At 52.7% G+C, this 19,477-nt stretch carries 15 protein-coding genes and 1 pseudogene; 2 read left to right on the top strand and 14 right to left on the bottom strand.

Annotation, left to right across the window (positions count from 1 at the left end):
- The first annotated feature begins 149 nt into the window (after positions 1–149).
- Positions 150–1,775, top strand: a complete 1,626-nt coding sequence (gene prpR / locus EOS97_RS15475) for a propionate catabolism operon regulatory protein PrpR (protein WP_127836168.1) — start codon at positions 150–152, stop codon at positions 1,773–1,775.
- Between the two features lie 135 nt (positions 1,776–1,910).
- Here prpR and yahO read toward each other — a convergent pair whose 3' ends face one another.
- On the bottom strand, positions 1,911–2,186 hold the full coding sequence (yahO, locus tag EOS97_RS15470) for a DUF1471 family periplasmic protein YahO (protein WP_000848026.1): 276 nt from the start codon (positions 2,184–2,186) through the stop codon (positions 1,911–1,913).
- 231 nt (positions 2,187–2,417) lie between these two features.
- Between yahO and EOS97_RS15465 the strand changes: the two genes are divergently transcribed.
- A complete protein-coding gene (locus EOS97_RS15465) occupies positions 2,418–3,050 on the top strand; it encodes a LysE family transporter (RefSeq protein ID WP_127836167.1) in 633 nt (210 codons plus the stop codon).
- Positions 3,051–3,088: 38 nt separating this feature from the next.
- Here EOS97_RS15465 and foxA read toward each other — a convergent pair whose 3' ends face one another.
- From foxA to golT, 13 genes and pseudogenes are all read right to left on the bottom strand, one after another.
- Positions 3,089–5,197, bottom strand: coding sequence for a ferrioxamine B receptor FoxA (foxA, locus tag EOS97_RS15460; protein ID WP_001127713.1), 2,109 nt, complete (start codon positions 5,195–5,197; stop codon positions 3,089–3,091).
- Between the two features lie 145 nt (positions 5,198–5,342).
- Positions 5,343–6,347, bottom strand: coding sequence for a ferrioxamine uptake transcriptional regulator FoxR (gene foxR, locus EOS97_RS15455; RefSeq protein WP_000074600.1), 1,005 nt, complete (start codon positions 6,345–6,347; stop codon positions 5,343–5,345).
- Positions 6,348–6,442: 95 nt separating this feature from the next.
- Positions 6,443–6,635, bottom strand: a pseudogene (locus tag EOS97_RS27510) (hypothetical protein).
- Positions 6,554–6,739 (bottom strand): DUF2474 domain-containing protein, encoded by a 186-nt coding sequence (locus EOS97_RS15450; protein ID WP_305954967.1) that lies wholly within the window; start codon positions 6,737–6,739, stop codon positions 6,554–6,556. Before EOS97_RS15450 ends, EOS97_RS27510 begins: the two are co-directional and overlap by 82 nt.
- On the bottom strand, positions 6,685–7,695 hold the full coding sequence (cydB, locus tag EOS97_RS15445) for a cytochrome d ubiquinol oxidase subunit II (protein ID WP_000151047.1): 1,011 nt from the start codon (positions 7,693–7,695) through the stop codon (positions 6,685–6,687). The genes EOS97_RS15450 and cydB overlap by 55 nt, the downstream gene beginning before the upstream one ends.
- Positions 7,692–9,095 carry a cytochrome ubiquinol oxidase subunit I gene (locus EOS97_RS15440; protein WP_000393711.1) on the bottom strand — a complete coding sequence of 468 codons (1,404 nt, stop codon included), beginning with the start codon at positions 9,093–9,095 and terminating at the stop codon, positions 7,692–7,694. The genes cydB and EOS97_RS15440 overlap by 4 nt, the downstream gene beginning before the upstream one ends.
- A 116-nt stretch (positions 9,096–9,211) precedes the next feature.
- On the bottom strand, positions 9,212–9,313 hold the full coding sequence (gene ssaA / locus EOS97_RS15435; protein WP_000934834.1) for a small effector SsaA: 102 nt from the start codon (positions 9,311–9,313) through the stop codon (positions 9,212–9,214).
- Positions 9,314–9,589: 276 nt separating this feature from the next.
- Complete coding sequence (locus EOS97_RS15430; protein WP_001651666.1) at positions 9,590–12,562, bottom strand: type III restriction-modification system endonuclease; 2,973 nt, start codon at positions 12,560–12,562, stop codon at positions 9,590–9,592.
- A 9-nt stretch (positions 12,563–12,571) separates the two neighbouring features.
- Positions 12,572–14,530: a site-specific DNA-methyltransferase gene (locus tag EOS97_RS15425; RefSeq protein ID WP_000910369.1), complete on the bottom strand. Its 1,959-nt coding sequence runs from the start codon at positions 14,528–14,530 to the stop codon at positions 12,572–12,574.
- A gap of 188 nt (positions 14,531–14,718) precedes the next feature.
- Positions 14,719–15,972: an MFS transporter gene (locus EOS97_RS15420; RefSeq protein ID WP_000288505.1), complete on the bottom strand. Its 1,254-nt coding sequence runs from the start codon at positions 15,970–15,972 to the stop codon at positions 14,719–14,721.
- 292 nt (positions 15,973–16,264) lie between these two features.
- A complete protein-coding gene (gene golB, locus EOS97_RS15415) occupies positions 16,265–16,459 on the bottom strand; it encodes a gold resistance metallochaperone GolB (protein ID WP_001159470.1) in 195 nt (64 codons plus the stop codon).
- Between the two features lie 77 nt (positions 16,460–16,536).
- Positions 16,537–17,001: an Au(I) sensor transcriptional regulator GolS gene (gene golS / locus EOS97_RS15410; protein WP_001020583.1), complete on the bottom strand. Its 465-nt coding sequence runs from the start codon at positions 16,999–17,001 to the stop codon at positions 16,537–16,539.
- An 11-nt stretch (positions 17,002–17,012) separates the two neighbouring features.
- Complete coding sequence (gene golT / locus EOS97_RS15405; RefSeq protein ID WP_000083312.1) at positions 17,013–19,301, bottom strand: gold/copper-translocating P-type ATPase GolT; 2,289 nt, start codon at positions 19,299–19,301, stop codon at positions 17,013–17,015.
- Between the last annotated feature and the right edge of the window lie 176 nt (positions 19,302–19,477).

Below are 19,477 nucleotides of genomic sequence, written 5' to 3'. Positions count from 1 at the left end.
ACAGTCATTCCTGTTATGAATAAGCGCGATTAAGGGAAAAGAAAAACGTGTCAGCTAACGTTTCATGAAACGAATCGCCCTGTTTCATTGCAACATTTATGAAACACGTTTAAAACAAAAAATCGCCCCTTAAAGATGAACCTACTGCGATGACGACTGCCCACAGCGCTCCGCGCGATAATAGCGATAAACCGGTGATCTGGACGGTCTCCGTAACGCGTCTGTTCGAACTGTTTCGGGATATCAGCCTGGAATTCGATCATCTGGCGACCATCACGCCTATTCAACTCGGCTTTGAAAAGGCGGTGACCTACATTCGCAAAAAACTGGCGACCGAGCGCTGCGACGCGATTATCGCGGCGGGTTCGAACGGGGCCTATTTAAAAAGTCGCCTGTCAATACCGGTGATCCTCATCAAGCCCAGCGGATTCGATGTATTACAGGCGCTGGCGAAAGCGGGAAAGCTCACCTCGTCTATCGGTATCGTGACCTATCAGGAGACCATTCCGGCTTTACTTGCCTTTCAGAAAACGTTTCACCTCCGTCTTGAACAGCGAAGCTATGTCACCGAAGAGGACGCGCGCGGGCAAATTAACGAACTTAAGGCCAACGGTATTGAAGCCGTCGTCGGCGCGGGATTAATTACCGATCTGGCGGAAGAAGCGGGAATGACTGCCATCTTTATTTATTCCGCAGCGACCGTTCGTCAGGCTTTCCATGATGCGCTGGATATGACCCGTATGACACGGCGACAGCGCGTGGATTACCCATCCGGCAAGGGATTACAAACCCGGTATGAACTGGGCGATATACGCGGCCAGTCGCCGCAAATGGAGCAGCTCCGCCAGACGATTACGCTCTATGCCCGCTCCCGTGCGGCAGTGCTGATTCAGGGGGAAACAGGGACCGGAAAAGAGCTGGCGGCGCAGGCGATTCACCAGACGTTCTTTCACCGCCAGCCTCACCGTCAGAATAAGCCATCCCCTCCCTTTGTCGCCGACAATTGCGGCGCGATTACCGAGTCGTTGCTGGAAGCGGAACTGTTTGGTTATGAAGAGGGCGCGTTTACCGGTTCACGACGAGGAGGCCGGGCGGGGCTGTTTGAAATCGCACACGGCGGCACGCTGTTTCTGGATGAAATCGGCGAAATGCCCTTGCCGTTACAAACCCGACTCTTGCGCGTACTGGAGGAAAAAGCCGTCACTCGCGTCGGCGGACACCAACCGATCCCGGTGGATGTCCGGGTGATCAGCGCTACGCATTGCGATCTGGATCGGGAAATAATGCAAGGACGTTTTCGCCCCGATCTCTTTTATCGCCTGAGTATTCTGCGTCTGACGCTTCCTCCTTTGCGCGAGCGGCAGGCTGATATTTTGCCGCTGGCGGAAAACTTTTTAAAACAGTCGCTGGCGGCGATGGAAATTCCGTTTACCGAATCGATACGTCATGGATTGACACAGTGTCAGCCGCTTTTGCTGGCCTGGCGCTGGCCCGGTAATATTCGCGAACTGCGTAATATGATGGAGCGCCTGGCACTTTTTTTAAGCGTCGATCCCGCGCCAACGCTGGACAGGCAATTTATGCGGCAGTTATTACCTGAGCTTATGGTGAACACAGCAGAGCTGACGCCTTCAACCGTGGATGCGCACACGTTACAGGATGTACTGGCGCGCTTTAAGGGCGATAAGAGCGCCGCGGCGCGTTATCTGGGGATTAGCCGCACCACTCTGTGGCGTCGTTTAAAAGCTGGTGCCAAAGACCAGTCGGATAATTAAGACAAATGACAGCGTCCTGAATGCCTGATGGCGCTACGTTTACTGCAGGCCGTCATCCGGCAAAACGGATGCCGGTTGCCAGGAATAAATATACCCGCCGGAAACCCAGGCGGGTATTTTTATGATGCAACGCTTTTATTTCTTTTTATAAATATCAGCCGTACCATGAATTTTATTTTCTGTCTGCCCGGACGTCAGCACCACCACATCCGCCCCTTTTTCATCCGCCTTTTTGATTAAATCTTCTCTGGCGTCCAGCGGCGACATTTCCCCGGTGGTGGAAATCGTGCCAATTTTCGTGTATTCGGAGGCGACTTTATCAAAGTCCGTTTTTTTCATGATTTCTGCGGCATAAACGTTTGTCACGACAAACGCTAATGCGCCAAGCATAACCTTGTAGCCAGTTTTCATAGCAAAACCCTCGTTTTATTATTACGCCATCATCGCTTTATCAGAACAAAAAGGCCGTTCGGACTGATTAAATAAGTAGTGTAGATTGCTGGAAAAATCCAGTCAGCCCCCGCTCTGTCGGCGTAACAACGCGGATTAAAACGCCCCTGCTTTGTGATCTCACTCGCAATCATCTGGTTTGACTATTAATAAGATGAAGGTTATTTCTTGAGGCTAAGAGAAGAGTTGCCTATGGAGCCGTTTCATGCCGTTGTGCTTACCGTCAGTCTGTTTGTGTTAACCTTTTTTAATCCCGGCGCGAATCTGTTTGTGGTGGTGCAAACCAGCCTCGCATCAGGACGCCGGGCGGGAGTCATCACCGGCCTGGGCGTCGCCACGGGAGACGCCTTTTATTCCGGGCTGGGGCTTTTCGGTCTGGCGACGCTCATTACGCAATGCGAAGCGGTATTTTCTCTTATCAAAATTGTCGGCGGCGCCTATTTATTATGGTTCACCTGGAACAGTATTCGCCACCAGGCGACGCCGCAAATGAGCACGCTCCAGACGCCGATTGCCGCCCCGTGGACAATTTTCTTTCGCCGGGGATTAATGACCGATTTATCCAATCCGCAAACCGTACTGTTTTTTATCAGTATTTTTTCCGTAACGCTTAGCGCAGAAACGCCCACATGGGCAAGGTTAATGGCCTGGGCCGGAATTGTGCTGTCATCCGTTATCTGGCGTATTTTTCTCAGCCAGGCCTTTTCGCTCCCCGCAGTCCGCCGCGCTTATGGGCGAATACAGCGCATTGCCAGCCGTGTTATCGGCGCCATTATCGGGATGTTTGCGCTCAGACTTCTCTATGAAGGCGTGACGCACCGCTAGTTTGCCCGGTAGCCTTTGCTACCGGACGATAAGCGTTATCAAAACGCCCATGACACGCTGCCTACAATGCTACGCTCGGCGCCAAAATAACAATAAGAGAGCGAATTACAGGCAGCGACATAGCGTTTGTCCGTCAGGTTATTTACGTTGAGCTGGGCGCTCAAGCCATTTAACCCAATGCTGGATAAATCATACCCTACCACCATATCGACCAGTGTATAGGACGGCAACGTGTGGGTATTCAGGCGATCGCTGGTCACGCCGTTGACGTACCGGATGCCGGAGCCCAAAGTCAGCCCCTCTAACAGACCGCTTTTCACATCGTAGCTTAGCCAGGCGCTGGCCTGGTTCCGTGGAGCATAAACCGCGCGCTTACCCTGCTCTTGCGGGCTACTTTTCTTATAACGGATATCAGTATAGGTATACGCCGCCTGCAAACGGACGCTATCCGACAAATGGCTAATGGCCTCCAGTTCCACCCCTTTAGACTCAATTTCACCAATCGAGCGGTACGGATCGGTAGGTTCTTCTTTGGTCGCGATATTGGTTTGGTTAATACGATACACGGCGGCGCTAAACTGGCTATTCCCCCCCAGCGGTTCGTATTTTACCCCCGCCTCCCACTGCTTGCCTTTCATCGGTTCCAGCACATTGCCGTTTTCGTCGGCGAAGCTGGTCGGCGTAAACGCGGTAGAATAACTGAGATAGGGGGCGACGCCATTGTCGAACAGATAAAGCAACGCAGCACGGGTGCTGACGTTGTTTTTATCGAGATCGCTGCGTGAATCATGAAGTTTGTCGATGTTAGACACGCTGACCCGATCGTAACGACCACCCAACGTAAAACGCCAGCGATCCCATGACATCTGATCCTGTAAATAGTATCCGGTCTGCCGCAGCTTATGTTTTTCACGGCTATACAACGTAATGTAATCCGGCTGAGCGCCATAAACAGGGTTGAAAGCGTCAATCGGCGGAAACGCGCCATAATAGCCAGTAGTATGATTACTGCGATCCTGATAATCGATCCCCACCAGCAGACGATGATTAATCGCCCCGGTATCCACACTGCCGTCGAGCTGATTATCCAGCGCGATAGCCGACATTTTCTCCCCGGAGCCGGAATAGCCGCGATTCAGCGCCGTTTCATTCAACCAACCTGCGGCATAGACCTGATTCAACGTCACTTTGGTATGCAAATAGCGCAATTTTTGCCGTACCGACCAGCCGCTATCGAACAGATGCTCAATGTTATAACCCACCATATTTTCACGGCGATCGTATTTGTCGTAGTCATCTTCACCTTCAAAGAAAGTGTTAGAAATTTTTCCGCCGTTATAAGGTACAACCGTGCCTTGATAAGGCAGTCCGGAGTGGCTACCGCCTTCCGGATCACGGTGCAGATAGGCCATAAGATCAAGACGCGTCCGATCGGTAATTCGCCAGGTCAGGCTCGGCATCAGCGCATAACGTTCCTCTTTCAAGGGGGTAAACTGCGAATCGGCGTAACGTGTCATGCCGCTAAGACGCGCCGCCACACGTTCATTGTCATCCAGTGGGCCGGTCACATCAAAAGCCGCCCCGCGCTGGTTGTGATTGCCGGCAAACAGCTTCACCTCTCCCCCGGCATCAAACGCCGGTTTTCGCGACGTCAGCGCGACAATGCCGCCTGGCGATGAACGTCCATACAGAACGGACGCCGGGCCGCGTACCACCTCGATATCTTCCAGAAACCAGGGGTCAACCACCAACGAACTGTGCGAATTGGTGTCGCCCATCATTTTTAACCCGTCGAGATAGACGTTATCCAGACTACCGTCCGAAAAACCACGCAATACGATGTAATCAAAGCGGTTAGAGGCGCCTATCTGATTACTGTATACGCCTGGGGTGTAGCTGACCGCCTGACGCACGCTGGTTGCGCCCTGCTCTTCAAACTGCTGGCGGGTAATAATGGATACCGACTGCGGCGTTTCAATATCTGGCGTCGCCAGCTTGGTCGCGCCACTCTGAACGGGCGAGGAGACAATGACGGTATCATTTTTTGTGGTTTCCTGGGCAAAAAGAGGAAAAGTCGCGCCGCCGATAGCTCCGCCTATCAATAGCGCCATACGCGTTGTCGCAAACATGAACATCTCCAAAGGCATCTTTATTGTAAATAAGAATTATTACCTTTTAGAGATAACGGACCACTATGCGTAACGCCAGATTGCCTATGCGCAATGATAAAAAATCACCCAAAGCGGCAGAAAACCGGGTTAGCGGCGGATATTACCGCTCTGGCGGGGCGCGTTACGCACAGTGTCGGGACGCCGTCAGAGACGCGTCACGCAGCTCGCCGGGCGAGCTGCCATAACGCCGACGAAATGCCGTCGCAAAGTTAGTGGCATGTTGATAGCCTGACATCCAGGCGGCCTGCTGCACGCTGTATCCCTCCATCAGATAACGACGCGCACGCGCCAGGCGGCAATCGCGCAGATAATCAAACACGGTACACCCATAGGCATGGCGAAACTTGCACCGCAGGCTACTTGGACTCATTGCCGCCCGACGCGCCAGTTCGTTCAGCGTGTAAGCTTTTTCCGGCGTCTGCTCCAGTAAACGCCGAATGAGCTCCAGCCGCTGATATTCACCGGTGACGGGAAGCCCGCGTTTTTGCGTTGCGGGCTGACATAGATTTAGCGCATAGCCCAGTAATTGCAGCATGATGCCTTCCAGCATTAACTGGCGTGACGCCGCATGAGGTCCGGGCTGCTGCGCATAACGTAGCCCCGAAAGCAGAAACTCCGGCACCTGCCAGACCATCGCCGAGGCAGCGCTATTTTCCCACTCGTCTGCCAGCGAGACAGGCAAACGCTCCCGCCATCCGCCGTCCGGGTACATTCCCAGCGACAAGGTGCGCAATTTACTGTCTGCGCCGTGATGGGCGCGTATCGTCTGCTGCTCACTCAGCTGCGAGCAAAACGCCATCCCCGCGCTCAACAAAAAGGTCTGCTCATTGACAGCCAGCGCGACGTTACCTTCCAGCACCACCAGCATATACAGCGGACTGCTATGGCGAGAGGTGGTTTCATAAGGTTGTAACACGTGAACATCCGAGCGTGTAATGCAAATCCCGCCGGGAAGCGCTATCTCTTCGATATCGCCATGAAGTACGGGACTACTCTGCGTATACTGCGGTAACGCAGGGAAGCGGTAATCAATGCCATAACGCTCGCCAAACGCGATGAAGTCGCTGACGGAAAAGATCTTTTTCATCGCCGGGGCGGCGGAAGAGTGACAGGAGATCGGAGACATTATCAATACCGTTTATCTGCGTTATACCAGAGCGTTAGCCACTGTGTAACCATATCACTGCGGCCCGGGAACGACAATAAAGATGAGAATAATTATCAACCGCTATTGAGGGGGGAGATAAGGCGAGCAAAGGTGATCGATAAACGCCGATCTGTCGATAAAAACGCGCTTTCGCCAGAGACGAAAGCGCGTCCGGGGGGTATCAGTCAGGAGCGAAATCCTGCGGAGGTCATGAGCAGTCTGAACAACATTCCGACGCCCGCCAGCAGAAGCACGCTGGCGCACCATATCGCGACCATCCATACGACTCGCCGCGACCATTTTTTCACTTTAACCATCAGTGATATCCCTCTCCATGTCGCACTTTTCCACGGAAGACGTAGTAGCTCCAGAAGGTATAAGCCAGAATAATCGGGATGATTATCAGCGCCCCAACCAGCATAAAGCTTTGACTTTGCGGCGGCGCGGCGGCGGCATACAGCGAAATATCCGGTGGAATAATATTCGGCCAAATACTGATGCCTAACCCGCTGAACCCCAGAAAAATCAACCCTAGCGTGAGAATAAATGGACGCGCATGGGATTCTGGTTTTTTCACGCTGCGCCATAGCCAGACGCTAAAAGCCAACACCAGCACAGGCACCGGCAGGAAGTAGTATAAATTGGGCAGCGTGAACCAGCGCTCGGCGATGTCGTCGTGGGTGAGCGGCGTCCACACGCTGACGCCTCCCATCACCAGCAACAAGACGATCAACAACGGGCGCGACAGTGCGCACATCCGGCTATGCAGCGGATCTTCGCTTTTCATAATCAGCCAGGTAGCGCCCAGCAGCGCGTAGGTGACAACCAGACCGACGCCGCAGAACAGGTTAAACGGCGTCAGCCAGTCAAGCTGCGAACCGCTAAAGGTTCGCCCTTCCACCTGAAAACCGCTCACCACCGCGCCCACCACAACCCCCTGGGCAAAGGTCGCCAGGATTGACCCGACGATAAAGGATTTATCCCAGAACGCGCGATGCGACTCGGTGGCTTTAAAACGGAATTCAAAAGCGACGCCGCGAAAGATAAGACCAAGCAGCATAACCACCAGCGGGATAGTCAGCGCGTCGGTGATGACGGCATAGGCCAACGGGAACGCGCCAAAAAGCCCGGCCCCGCCCAGCACCAGCCAGGTTTCGTTCCCGTCCCATACCGGCGCGACCGAGTTCACCATAACATCGCGATCGTGTTTATCACGAATAAACGGAAACAGGATACCGACGCCCAGATCGAAACCATCCATCACGATATACATCAGCGTGGCGAACACGATAATAGCAAACCAGATAACCGGAAGATCGATGGTCATTCGCGTTTCTCCTGCTCAAGCGATTCTCCCACGGCAGAGATAGGACGCGCGGGTCTGCCATCGGTTTCAGCGGTCGGTGTCTCCGCCGGCTGCGGCCCTTTCTGGATAAGGCGAATCATATAAATATAGCCAACCCCAAAGACCAGGGAATAGACCACAAAGAAGGCCAGCAAACTGATGCTCATCTGCAAGGTGCTGTGCGCGGAAACCGCATCACGCGTTCGCAGCAGGCCATAGACCACCCACGGCTGACGTCCTACTTCAGTCGTCACCCATCCGGCAAGGATGGCGATAAGCCCGGACGGCCCCATCCACAGCGCAAAGTGCATAAAGGGCCGCGAATGATACAGTCGGCGTCGGTAGCGTAGCCACAGGCTGGCCAGCCCCAGGAAGATCATCAGTACGCCCATGCCCACCATCAGACGGAAAGACCAGAACACCACGGTAGAGTTGGGGCGATCCTCTTTGGGATAATCTTTTAGCGCAGGCACCTGTTTGTCCAGGCTATGCGTCAGGATCAGACTGCCCAACGCCGGGATCTCAAGCGCATAGCGGGTCCGTTCCGCCTCCATATCCGGCCAGCCTACCAGCGTAAGCGGCGTTGGCTCGCCGGGCGTATTTTCCCAGTGCCCCTCAATCGCGGCAATTTTGACCGGCTGATGCTTCAGGGTGTTAAGGCCGTGCATATCGCCAATCAATGCCTGAACGGGCGCCACCACGACCGCCATCCATAACGCCATCGAGAACATACGGCGGATAGCCGGCGTATCGTTACCTTTCAGTAAATGCCAGGCTGCGGACGCGCCGACAAACATCGCGCTACTTAAAAACGCCGCAACGGACATATGCAACAGGCGATACGGGAACGACGGGTTGAAAATCACCGCGAACCAGTCCACCGGGACCACCTGACCGTTATGAATTTCAAATCCCTGCGGGGTATGCATCCAGCTGTTAGACGCCAGAATCCAGAACGTCGACATTAACGTGCCCAACGCCACCATACAGGTAGACAAGAAATGCAGGCCCGGCCCGACTTTGTTCCAGCCAAAAAGCATCACGCCTAAGAATCCCGCTTCCAGGAAGAATGCGGTGAGCACTTCATAGGTTAATAAAGGCCCGGTGATACTGCCGGCGAACTGGGAGAAACCGCTCCAGTTCGTTCCGAACTGGTAAGCCATGACCAGACCGGAGACCACGCCCATCCCGAAGTTGACGGCAAAAATTTTGAGCCAGAACTGATAGAGCGAGCGCCAGACAGGATTACGCGTTTTTAGCCATAAACCTTCCAGTACCACCAGGTAACTGGCTAAGCCAATCGTAATCGCGGGGAAAATAATATGAAAAGAGACGGTAAAGGCAAACTGGAGTCTCGCTAAAAAGAAGGCATCAAACTCCATGTTCCCTCCCGTTTATATATAGTCACTTCGTGTAAAATATTCACTGTTCGCAACCAGGTTGAAACGAAACGGTTATTTTCCCCAAACGTAAAAACGTCGGGGAATATCCAGATAAATTACGATTTTTTTTGCGGCTGGCTGTCAGGCTTATCGCCCGACTCTGGCGCTTCGGAGGGGTCGTCTTTTTCGACAGCGAAACGGTAGTATCTATTTAGCATAACATGTCTCCCTTAGTTACATTCACTTGGCAATATCTACCTGGCCGTTATAAAAATAACGGCAAAACAAAAAAACAGCGTCTTCAAGACTATTTGCAATTTCAGCAAAATACGCTTAGCTGAAAGTTAAGAATAGACGTAAAACGATAACCTTCAAGTCAACGCGGTTTACGGGACGGGGGATTAGTACAGGGAGAATGACCGCAACGCTCGCTGCGCGGCGGCCATTTTATATGGTCTATCAAAAAGATAACCGTTAAGGTCCATTCAAACCCGTTAGTTTGCCTTCCCCTCAATCAAGCCATTGATCGTAGAAAATACCGCCGGCGCGCTGGTCGCTTCCGCAAACTCGACATTGATATTTTGCCGACGCAGCATATCGAAGAATTTACGTTGCGCATCAAGAATAACCTGATCGCCTACGCGCATATTTTCTGCTTTAGTTTCAACCAGTAAATAAACGCTGTCGGCGTCCTGACGCTCAATACGGTACACAAAATCCGGCGTAGTAGAGCCCCCCGTATATTTGGGGATCTGAATGGCCCGCTTAGGCAGTTTGCCAAACACAGAAACCTGTTGCGGATAATCGTATTTTAATAGCGGCAATTCTGGATCGACGCTGTCATAACGCAACGGCGGTATTTGATAGAGAGAACGAGGATCGTCTATCGCATTCTCATCCACATTTTTCCCCACAATTTCAGCGCTAATCTCCTCTCTGAACTGCCGTGCCGTGGAATCAAATACCGACGTTGAAGCCTGAAAATCGAGAGGCAGATAATCGTGGCGCTGCGCAAAATGCGCATTAATCCGCGTCTGTAATGCGCGGGTCATATTGTCCAACGAGATCTCGCTTAAATAGCGTGAATCTCCGTGCAAAACATCACGCAGCATCGCCATTAACACCGGATGCAGGACGTTAACCGGCAGACTGGTGCGTAATGCCAGTTGCTTAAGAAAATGGCCATATTTCATGCCCGCCATAAATTCGCTGGCGGCTAATTCGCCTTCCCGCTGCGCCACTTCAAAACGGCCATTATCTTCATTCGATACCAGCCGTTGTTGCACCTGGCTTGGCTTCTGGCGTATATACAGCGCCGGATCGCGCAGCACCTCGGCGGCAATCTGTTCCAGAGAAGCGCCGCTACGCTCGAATTGCAGCATATAACGGCGGGAAAACTGCTCCCAGATACTGCTAAGTTGTTCCCAATTCTCTTTGCGTAACCTGACTCGCAGTCGGGAGGCGGGCTTATTGTCACGAATGCGATCCGCTCGCACCCGCGCCTGCGTCAGCTCAGGGTAGAACTCCAGTAGCCACGCAAAACCACTTTTGGTTTCCCCGTTAAGCGTGACGCTGGGTTTAAACTCATTACTCCGGTTGATCAGTTTTTTATCATCCAGATCTTCCAGCAAACGAAGCTCCGTAAACGCAGGATCGACTTTTTGCCGCTCGGTGACGATGAGAGTGATCATCGCCTCATCCAGTTTCTGCTCGTTAAGCTGAACTTTGCTGTCGCGATTAATCTCATCAACCAGCATACTGGCAAACGCTTTTTCATCATAACCAATCAGAAACGACAGTCGGGACGGCCACTCTTCCTGATGAACGCGATGGCCGTTTTCATCTACCGGTAGCCGCAGGCCGCGCCCCACTTCCTGAATTTTGCTCGACTCGCTACCGGAAGAACGTAATTTAGCAATGACAAAAACATTCGGGTTATCCCAGCCTTCGCGAAGCGTCCATTTTGAAAACAGAAAGCGGCGCGTTTCCCAGTTGCCGTGATGGTCTGAAAAACTGAGCAACTTCTCTTTATTTTTCAGAATATCATCTACCTCAGCCTGGATCGCCTCATCGCCGCTTCCACGGTCTTCGCCAAAGTAACCAGCGTGGACGTTTTGGTTATCCGAGTGCAGGCTGGCGAGCGTGGCCTGCAGAAACGACAGATACTCCACTTCTCGCGGCAGGGTCTTGCGCTGATAATCGTCAATCAGTTGCGTCAGTTTCTTTTTCAGCAAACGCTCAAAAGTGACTTTCAACCAGCCTTCGTCATCACGATAGCTTTTAATACTGTCAATAAAGAAAAGGCTTAAGGTCTTAATACGCGGGGCATTATTTTCTGGCTCATTGCTGCGTAAGAAATTTGCCTGCTCGGTATCAAAATGCTTATCAATGGCGTCCTGAATAATCAGTTCCTGGTAGCTCGCGCCAAAGGTTCCTGGCACCAGCGCCATCCCTGCCTCCAGCTCCAGATCGTTCGACAACATTTTACTGCCGGCATATTCGATACTGCCTTCAAATCCTGCATCGACATCGGCGAGATTTTCGCCCACGCCAACCTCGGCAATTTTGCTCCCCCGTCGGAGGATTAATTTCTTTGCCGTGACGCTGTCAACGATATAACGATTGTTGGCCTGTTCTTCGGGGAGATTCGGGTAATAAATATCAATACCTTTCACCAAACCATCGTTAAAACTGTCCACCGCGTTGAGATCAAACTGCGGTTGCCGGCGATAGTAATCTTTACGTACACATTTATTTTTACCCTTACCTTCGACAATATCCGGGAAGGTAGCGCCAAAGCGGACGATCATTTGCGGCTGAATAGCCTGAATCGCTCGATAAAATTTGTTATCTCGCGCAAAACGATGCGGTTCATCAATAATGACCACCGGTCGCGTCATTTGCAGCCCTTTAACAGGCGACGTCAGCCCGCCCAGTAGCGTTTGATCGTAATCGTCTCGCGTCATACTGGCGGAATTGAGCATTTGCGCATTGATCAGCAAAACCTGAATCGTATGGCTATCACGACGGCTGGCATCAGTAAAACTTAATAGCTGGGCCGGAAAATTTTTACGCCCCGACTTTACTTTAAAATCACCGGCGTTAATGGTGCAAAGTTCCATCCGCGTATTTTCGTAGAACTGTGAAAAATGCTGTCTGGCGTAATCGCTGGTGATAAAGTTCCGCGCGCCTTCTTTAATGGCTGGCGTCGGCACCACCAGCACAAATTTGAAGAGGCCATACTTCTGATGCAGTTCATACATCAACCGGGTATAGACATAGGTTTTGCCCGTCCCGGTCTCCATTTTAACGTCAATATTGGCCTTATCGTCGTAACGTTCCTTAATCAGCGGATTAGCATAGTGATTATGATCGGCCTGCGCGTGATCGATACCGGTGAAACTCGCCAGAATCGCCGCTAACGCCTGTTCCTGATGGGGAAGTTCTTCCAGTAAAATATTCATCATCATCCCCTCTTAATAACGCTTCACCAGGTTCACTTTTTGATCAAGCTGTTTTAAGCCGATTTCCAGTTCACGAATGGATTCAAGGTCGAAAGAGTAGCCGTAAATGACAATAGTCTGAACCGGAAGCTGGTGCGTACCAATGTGGTTGAGAAGATCGCGGGTCTGCTCTGTTCCCCATCGTTCATCAATCAGATACAGGCGCGTATTATCAACATACCTGGCGCAATAGCCGGAAAAATCAACGGCCTGTACGTCAATATCCATTTTATAACCATCGGCGACCAGCCATGTCGTTAATAAGGTCTCTTCGCCGCTTGCGCCGCCCGGCACGCCCAATCCTCTGGCGGAAAAAGGATTGATCATGTCGGTAAATCCTGACTCGGTGAAAGCGGCCAGTTGACCGCTGGTATTGATAAAATGGCCGGTAGCAATATCGAAGCTATCCAGATCGTCCAGCGTCTGCTGTGTCGGAGTGGCAAAACGATAATGTTTAAAACCGAGATCGCTATTGGTCGCGGGATTGTTGGCGCGGATCTTCGCCGCAACGCGTGTAATTCGCTCGCGGCTGATTTCATCAATAGTGTTATAACCTGCTTTTTTCGCGATAGTGTTATTGCTTAATGCCTGATCGATAGTACACAGAATAAACGTGCGCTGCCCCCCATCTTCTTCATTCAGCGCCATTACCGCATGGGCCGTAGTACCGGAACCGGCAAAAAAGTCCAGAACGACGCCGTCTTTATCGATAGCGAGCTTGATGATTTTCTTCAATAATGCGGTCGGTTTCGGCGTATCAAAAACGTTGTCGCCGAAGAGATCCAGAATCTCCTTTTTCCCCTCTTTATTCGACGCTACGTTATCCCAGTAATTGGTCGTTGGTTGCCCTTTACTGTGATGCGCGTACATGACTCGCTGGGGAATACCGCCGTTATCTTTGCCAAAATAGACCAGATTATCGGCCACCAGTTTTTGGTAACTGGCTTCAGGATAAGCCCATAGTCTTTCGTGTACCGTACCGTTCGGCGTGGTAATTTTATAGGTATAGCCGCCGCCGCTCAGCCCTTTTGACACCGTTAACGGCACCGGGCGCCATTTCCCTTCTGGAAACTGTTCGGTCGGTTCTTTATAGGATTTCTGAATATACTCTTTAGAAAGCGGTTCTAAACGTAAAGCGCCCTGACCGGTTTTGGCGTAAACAAGAATGTATTCCCCCTGGATGGAAACGTTATCAGAGTCGTTAGAAATCTCTTTTTTGCGCTTCCACATCACATTGGTGACAAATCCGCCTTCGCCAAAAATCTCATCCATCATTAATTTAAGATTGGCGTACTCATTATCGTCGATAGAGATAAAAATAAACCCGGTATCTTTCAGGAGCTTCCTGGCCAGGAAAAGACGCGGATACATGAAAGATAACCACGCGGAGTGCGTCGATTTACCCTGAATGGATTTTAAACGTGCCAGTTCAGTATCATTAAGACCAAACATATCCTGCAACGCCCGATCGCTATATTCAAAATGATCGGGATAGACAAACCCGTCCGACCCGGTGTTATAAGGGGGATCGATATAGATCATATCGACGGTATCGGCGTAATTATTTTGCAGATGGCGTAACACATCCAGATTATCTCCGGTCAGAAAAAGATTATGGCTGTTTTTATTTTCTGCCAGAGTATTGTGTTCCACGTCAGGGACGATAACGGTAACGGATTTTTCACCCGCCTGTTTTTTTGCGTAATCTTTGCCAATAAAATCAATCTGATAACCGCTCGTCAGCTCATCAATATTACGCGCTTTCAACGCGCGCTCAAATCTGGCGAGATCAAATCCGCCTTTCGCGATCAGCTCGCCCTGCTCGTTATAGCGATCGGCGGTAAAAAATTCCGGTAATGCACGTTGTAACTCAGACAGAAAGGCGCTATTCGGGGCAACAGACTCGTTGTGTTTTTGGTTATCTTTCAACATGATATCTTCGCTCCGTTGATAATTTTAAGGTGCAGCAATCAATTTCTTATAAAGAAAAAAGTAAGCGATGATTGTAATGGTCACGAACGGCAGATGCCATCATTAACCTTTGTTGTTCGTTGAAAGGGCGTGAAAACCACGGGAGGAAGGCGTGCTCCCGGCGACAGTATGCGCCAGGAGCGTAGTGTTTACGTGCGATGACTGATGACCGACTCCGGGAGGGCGTCGCTATCTGTACCGGAGATGACGACTCCCCGGGTCTCGCGACCAAATGCCACAAATACACAGATTAAAATAGCCACCGCGCCAGCCACGATCGCCATTGCCAACCCGTAATTTCCACCATGCGTTTCCGCGATGCGGGCCTGTAACGTCGCATTAACCGACGCCAGTAAATTACCGAGTTGGTAAACAAACCCTGGCAGCACGGCGCGCGCATTCGCCGGAACCAGCTCGTTTAGCCAGGTCGGCACGACTCCCCAGGCGCCCTGCACCATAAACTGCATCAGGAACGCGCCCAGGCCAATCGTGAATGATCCGCTGGAAAATGCCCATAGCGGGAGTACCGGAAGCGCAAGAAAGGCGGCGATCATGATCGCTTTTTTACGCCCAATACGTTCCGATAGCGTACCGTAGAAAATACCGCCGAGCATGGCGGCAATGTTATAAAAAATTGCAATGATACTGATCAGATGCGGATCAAAACCATGCTGCATCTTCAGGAAGGTAGGATAGAGATCCTGCGTACCGTGACTGAAAAAGTTAAAGAACGCCATGACCAGCACCAGATACAGACACAACTTCCACTGTTTGCGCAGAACAGGAAGCAGCGCGGTATTCTCTTTACGCGCTCTGGCCGCCAGCCAGACGGGGGATTCCGGCACTTTAAACCAGATATAAGGCAGCAAGACAACAGGCAGGGCGCCAATCAGGAACATACCGCGCCAGCCTACCATACTGTAGAAGAGGCCAAAAATAACCGAGGCGAACAGATAGCCGCAGGGATAGCCCGCCTGAAAAATGCCCGACATCAGGCCACGCGAACGATCGGGAATGGTTTCCATCGCCAGTGATGACGCGACGCCCCATATCCCGCCCATCGCCACGCCGTACATGACCCGAAAAATCAGAAATGCCATGAAGGTGGGCGACCAGGCGGAAAGCAGCTCAAACACCGTAAAGAACAGAATATTGAGCATCAGTATCGGTCGACGTCCGTATTTTTCCGCCATTCGGCCAAATAGCAGCGCGCCAATGGGACGTACCGCCAGGGTCAGCATAATCGCAATGGAAACGTCCGATACGGAAGCGTGAAACCATTCGGCGAGATCGCTAAGTACAAAGACAAGGATAAAGAAATCAAACGCATCCAGCATCCAACTGGTAAAGCTGGCAAACGCCACATGTCGTTGTGTCGTCGTCCAGTTCAGGGGGGTGTACATAGGTAGTGTCCTGCATCAAAAAATAACATCAAGCTTTGAAGCGGGCGAAACGCTGGAGCGCTCCCGTCGTCAAAGCGACGTAACAAGGTAGCGTTGCGCTACTTATTTGTTATCTTTTTGTATATAGCAGGTAAAATGTTAGCAAAAATAGACAAATCATTACATATTATTAACAAGGCTTACTGACACATGATTTGTCACACTTTTTATGGGGATTATCTCATGCAAAGGAAAGCGAAGCGTGGCTAGCGTATCGCGACCGGCCTGTCGCCAGACCGATCGCCATTGACGATTACCTCTCGCGCGGCGGGAAACCGGCCTTTTGCAGGGCGGCGGCAATCTGCTCCGCGGATAGCGACGTTTCAACGTCAACCAGACGCGTCGCCGGGTCAGTTCTCACCGTCGCATTAGCATCGAGAGTCAGAATCGTCTTTTTTACCGTACTGGCGCAGCCGCCGCAGGTCATGTCATCAATATGGAACTGCATAGTGAACTCCTTTTGTGTGGGAACTGTTGCCAGTCTGGGCCTTGCCAGTGTTGGAAGGTCAAGCGTAATCTCAGGACTTACAGACGCTTTGCCAGTCCGTGGCGACGAGGACGGCGCAATACCGCTCCGGTACGCGCCTCCGGCTCGCTATCGTCAGGTTGTCCAAGCGTATGCAGAATGGGGCAATCTGGCAGCGCGTCGCCGGCGCAGCAGTGAATCAGCGCTTTGAGGGTTTGCGCCATGTGCTGCATGTTCTGGATACGTCTGTCCAGTTCATCAATGTGCGTCTGCGCCAGGCGTTTGACGTCAGCGCTTTGCCGCGACTGGTTATTCCAAAGATTCAGTAAGTCGCTGATTTCAGCAACTGAAAAGCCGAGGTCGCGCGCGCGGCGTATAAAATGCAATTGATTAACATCAGCCTGGGTATAGGCCCGATAGCCGGAATCCGTCCGACTTGCCGCGGGAATCAGACCAATCTGTTCATAGTAGCGAATCATTTTGGCCGAGACTTTCGATGCTTTAGCTGCTTTACCGATGTTCATGACGCTCCTCCTCATGTCGTGGATGTGTCGGATGGGGTTGCCATCGGCGCCCGGAAACGGCGCAGCCGCAAAGCGTTGCCCAGCACGAACACGCTCGACATCGCCATCGCCCCTGCGGCGAATACCGGGGACAATAATATGCCCCAGACCGGAAATAGCGCGCCTGCCGCGACAGGAATCAGCGCCGTATTGTAAGCAAAGGCCCAGAACAGATTCTGGTGGATATTGCGGATGGTCGCTTTAGACAGCGCGATAGCATTCGGCACGCCTTGCAGGTTGCCGGACATTAGTACTACGTCGGCGGATTCCACCGCCACATCGGTGCCGGTGCCAATCGCCAGCCCCACGTCGGACTCCGCCAGCGCTGGCGCATCGTTGATGCCATCGCCGACAAACGCCACCTGCCCATACGCCGCTTTCAGGCGCCGTATCGCCTCGACTTTCCCTTCTGGCAATACCTCGGCGACCACGTCATCAATCCCTAACTGTCTGGCGATAGCCTGTGCCGTGCGGGCATTATCGCCAGTGATCATGGCGACCTTAATGCCGAGCTGATGTAAAGCGTTAATTGCGGCGGGCGTACTGGGTTTGATCGGATCGGCCACGGCGATAATCGCTGCCAGTTGACCGTCAATAGCCGCATAGAGCGGCGATTTCCCTTCCTGTCCTAACCGTTCGGCGGTGGTGGCGAAGCCGCTAATATCCACGCCAATTTCGCGCATATAGCGATCGGCCCCCACGTCAACACGCGTACCGTCAACGGTAGCGTATACGCCCATCCCGGTCACCGATTCGAAGCCGCTCATGCCTGGTAGCGCGATCCCTTCCTCTTCTGCCGACACGACAATCGCACGGGCAATCGGATGCTCTGAACGCGATTCTACCGCCGCGACTTTCGCCAGCACCTCACGGCGCTCAAAGCCGCTGGCCACGTCGAGATCGGTCAGTACCGGGCGGCCTTCGGTAAGCGTCCCGGTTTTGTCTACGGCCACCACCTTAGCGTCTTTGAGTAGCTGTAACGCCTCCCCCTTACGGAACAGCACGCCCATTTCCGCCCCACGACCGGTTCCCACCATAATGGAGGTCGGCGTCGCCAGGCCCATCGCGCAAGGACAGGCGATAATCAGCACCGCAACGCCATTGATCAGAGCGAAAGTCAGCGCTGGCGACGGCCCAAACGCCAGCCATACCACAAAGGTCAGCGCAGCAATAAGCATTACCATCGGGACAAACCACAGCGTCACTTTATCCACGACGGCCTGAATCGGCAGTTTTGAACCCTGCGCCTGTTCCACCAGACGAATGATTTGCGCCAGCATGGTCTGTCCGCCGACGGCGGTCGCCCGCAGCGTGAGCGCGCCTTTTTGGTTTACGGTACCGCCCACCACCGCGCTTCCTGCGGATTTCTCTACCGGTATCGGTTCGCCGGTAATCATCGACTCGTCAACGAAGCTGCGGCCTTCGGTCACTTCGCCGTCAACCGGGATCCGCTCGCCTGGCCGAACCTCCACACAGTCGCCCAGCACAACCTCGTCGACAGGGATATCCACGATGCGGCCCTCGCGTAACACATGCGCGACCCGCGCCTGTAGCCCCACCAGACGTTTAATCGCTTCGGAAGTCCGCCCCTTCGCCCTTGCCTCCAGAAAGCGCCCCAGCAGAATAAGCGCGACAATCACTGCGGCGGCCTCGTAATAGACGTTTACCGTCCCTTCAGGCAACAGGTCTGGCGTAAAGGTCGCCACCAGCGAGTAGCCGAATGCCGCTGCGGTTCCTACGGCGACCAGCGAGTTCATGTCCGGCGCCAGACGCGCCAGCGCCGGGAACCCTTTAAGGTAAAAACGGCGACCGGGGATCGTCAGCACCAACAGGGTCAGTGCAAATTGCCAGTACCAGCTTTGTTGCAGGCCAATCGTTTTTATCACCCACTCGTGCATACCAGGAATAAGGTGCGAGCCCATTTCGAGCACAAAAACGGGGAGCGCCAGCACGCTGGCGAGAATCAGATCGCGCTTCAGCCTGACGCGCTCGGCCTCTTTTTTCTCTTCAGAGTCGTCTTCGCCCTGCCCCGCCGTCTCTACCGGTCGCGCCTCATACCCCGTTTTTTCAATCGCCGCGATCACCGCCTCCGCCGACGCCGTCCCGCGGACGGTGGCGCGCTCCGTCGCCAGATTCACCGTAGCGTCCGTTACGCCAGGCACAGCCTTAATACCTTTTTCAACGCGAGCGACACACGACGCGCAGGTCATACCTTCAATAAGCAAGCTTATCGTGTCGTGACGATTTTCTGACTGACTCATGACGACTTCCCCATCCTGACTATTCGGTATCAGAAAGCCTAAAGCTTGCCATTGTGGGAAGGTCAAGCGTATTCAGGCTGCACGGTTCGGCGAGAATGTGAGATGGCTCATAAAAGAGGATGATGCGAGACATTTACGCCACGATGCCGACCTACGTCCCGTAAAAACCCGCCAGG

It is taken from the genome of Salmonella sp. SSDFZ54, assembly GCF_004010735.1.
Lineage (GTDB): Bacteria > Pseudomonadota > Gammaproteobacteria > Enterobacterales > Enterobacteriaceae > Salmonella > Salmonella enterica.
The sequence above is the reverse complement of the archived record's forward strand: the minus strand, read 5'-3'. Positions and strand labels throughout refer to the sequence as shown.

Bases quoted from the DNA above. Each gene is read 5' to 3' on its own strand.
- yahO (WP_000848026.1), bottom strand. From the start codon at position 2,186: ATGAAAACTGGCTACAAGGTTATGCTTGGCGCATTAGCGTTTGTCGTG.
- EOS97_RS15425 (WP_000910369.1), bottom strand. From the start codon at position 14,530: ATGTTGAAAGATAACCAAAAACACAACGAGTCTGTTGCCCCGAATAGC.
- EOS97_RS15465 (WP_127836167.1), top strand. From the start codon at position 2,418: ATGGAGCCGTTTCATGCCGTTGTGCTTACCGTCAGTCTGTTTGTGTTA.
- foxA (WP_001127713.1), bottom strand. From the start codon at position 5,197: ATGCCTTTGGAGATGTTCATGTTTGCGACAACGCGTATGGCGCTATTG.
- golS (WP_001020583.1), bottom strand. From the start codon at position 17,001: ATGAACATCGGTAAAGCAGCTAAAGCATCGAAAGTCTCGGCCAAAATG.
- EOS97_RS15420 (WP_000288505.1), bottom strand. From the start codon at position 15,972: ATGTACACCCCCCTGAACTGGACGACGACACAACGACATGTGGCGTTT.
- prpR (WP_127836168.1), top strand. From the start codon at position 150: ATGACGACTGCCCACAGCGCTCCGCGCGATAATAGCGATAAACCGGTG.
- EOS97_RS15440 (WP_000393711.1), bottom strand. From the start codon at position 9,095: ATGGAGTTTGATGCCTTCTTTTTAGCGAGACTCCAGTTTGCCTTTACC.
- cydB (WP_000151047.1), bottom strand. From the start codon at position 7,695: ATGACCATCGATCTTCCGGTTATCTGGTTTGCTATTATCGTGTTCGCC.
- golB (WP_001159470.1), bottom strand. From the start codon at position 16,459: ATGCAGTTCCATATTGATGACATGACCTGCGGCGGCTGCGCCAGTACG.
- EOS97_RS15430 (WP_001651666.1), bottom strand. From the start codon at position 12,562: ATGATGAATATTTTACTGGAAGAACTTCCCCATCAGGAACAGGCGTTA.
- golT (WP_000083312.1), bottom strand. From the start codon at position 19,301: ATGAGTCAGTCAGAAAATCGTCACGACACGATAAGCTTGCTTATTGAA.
- foxR (WP_000074600.1), bottom strand. From the start codon at position 6,347: ATGTCTCCGATCTCCTGTCACTCTTCCGCCGCCCCGGCGATGAAAAAG.
- ssaA (WP_000934834.1), bottom strand. From the start codon at position 9,313: ATGCTAAATAGATACTACCGTTTCGCTGTCGAAAAAGACGACCCCTCC.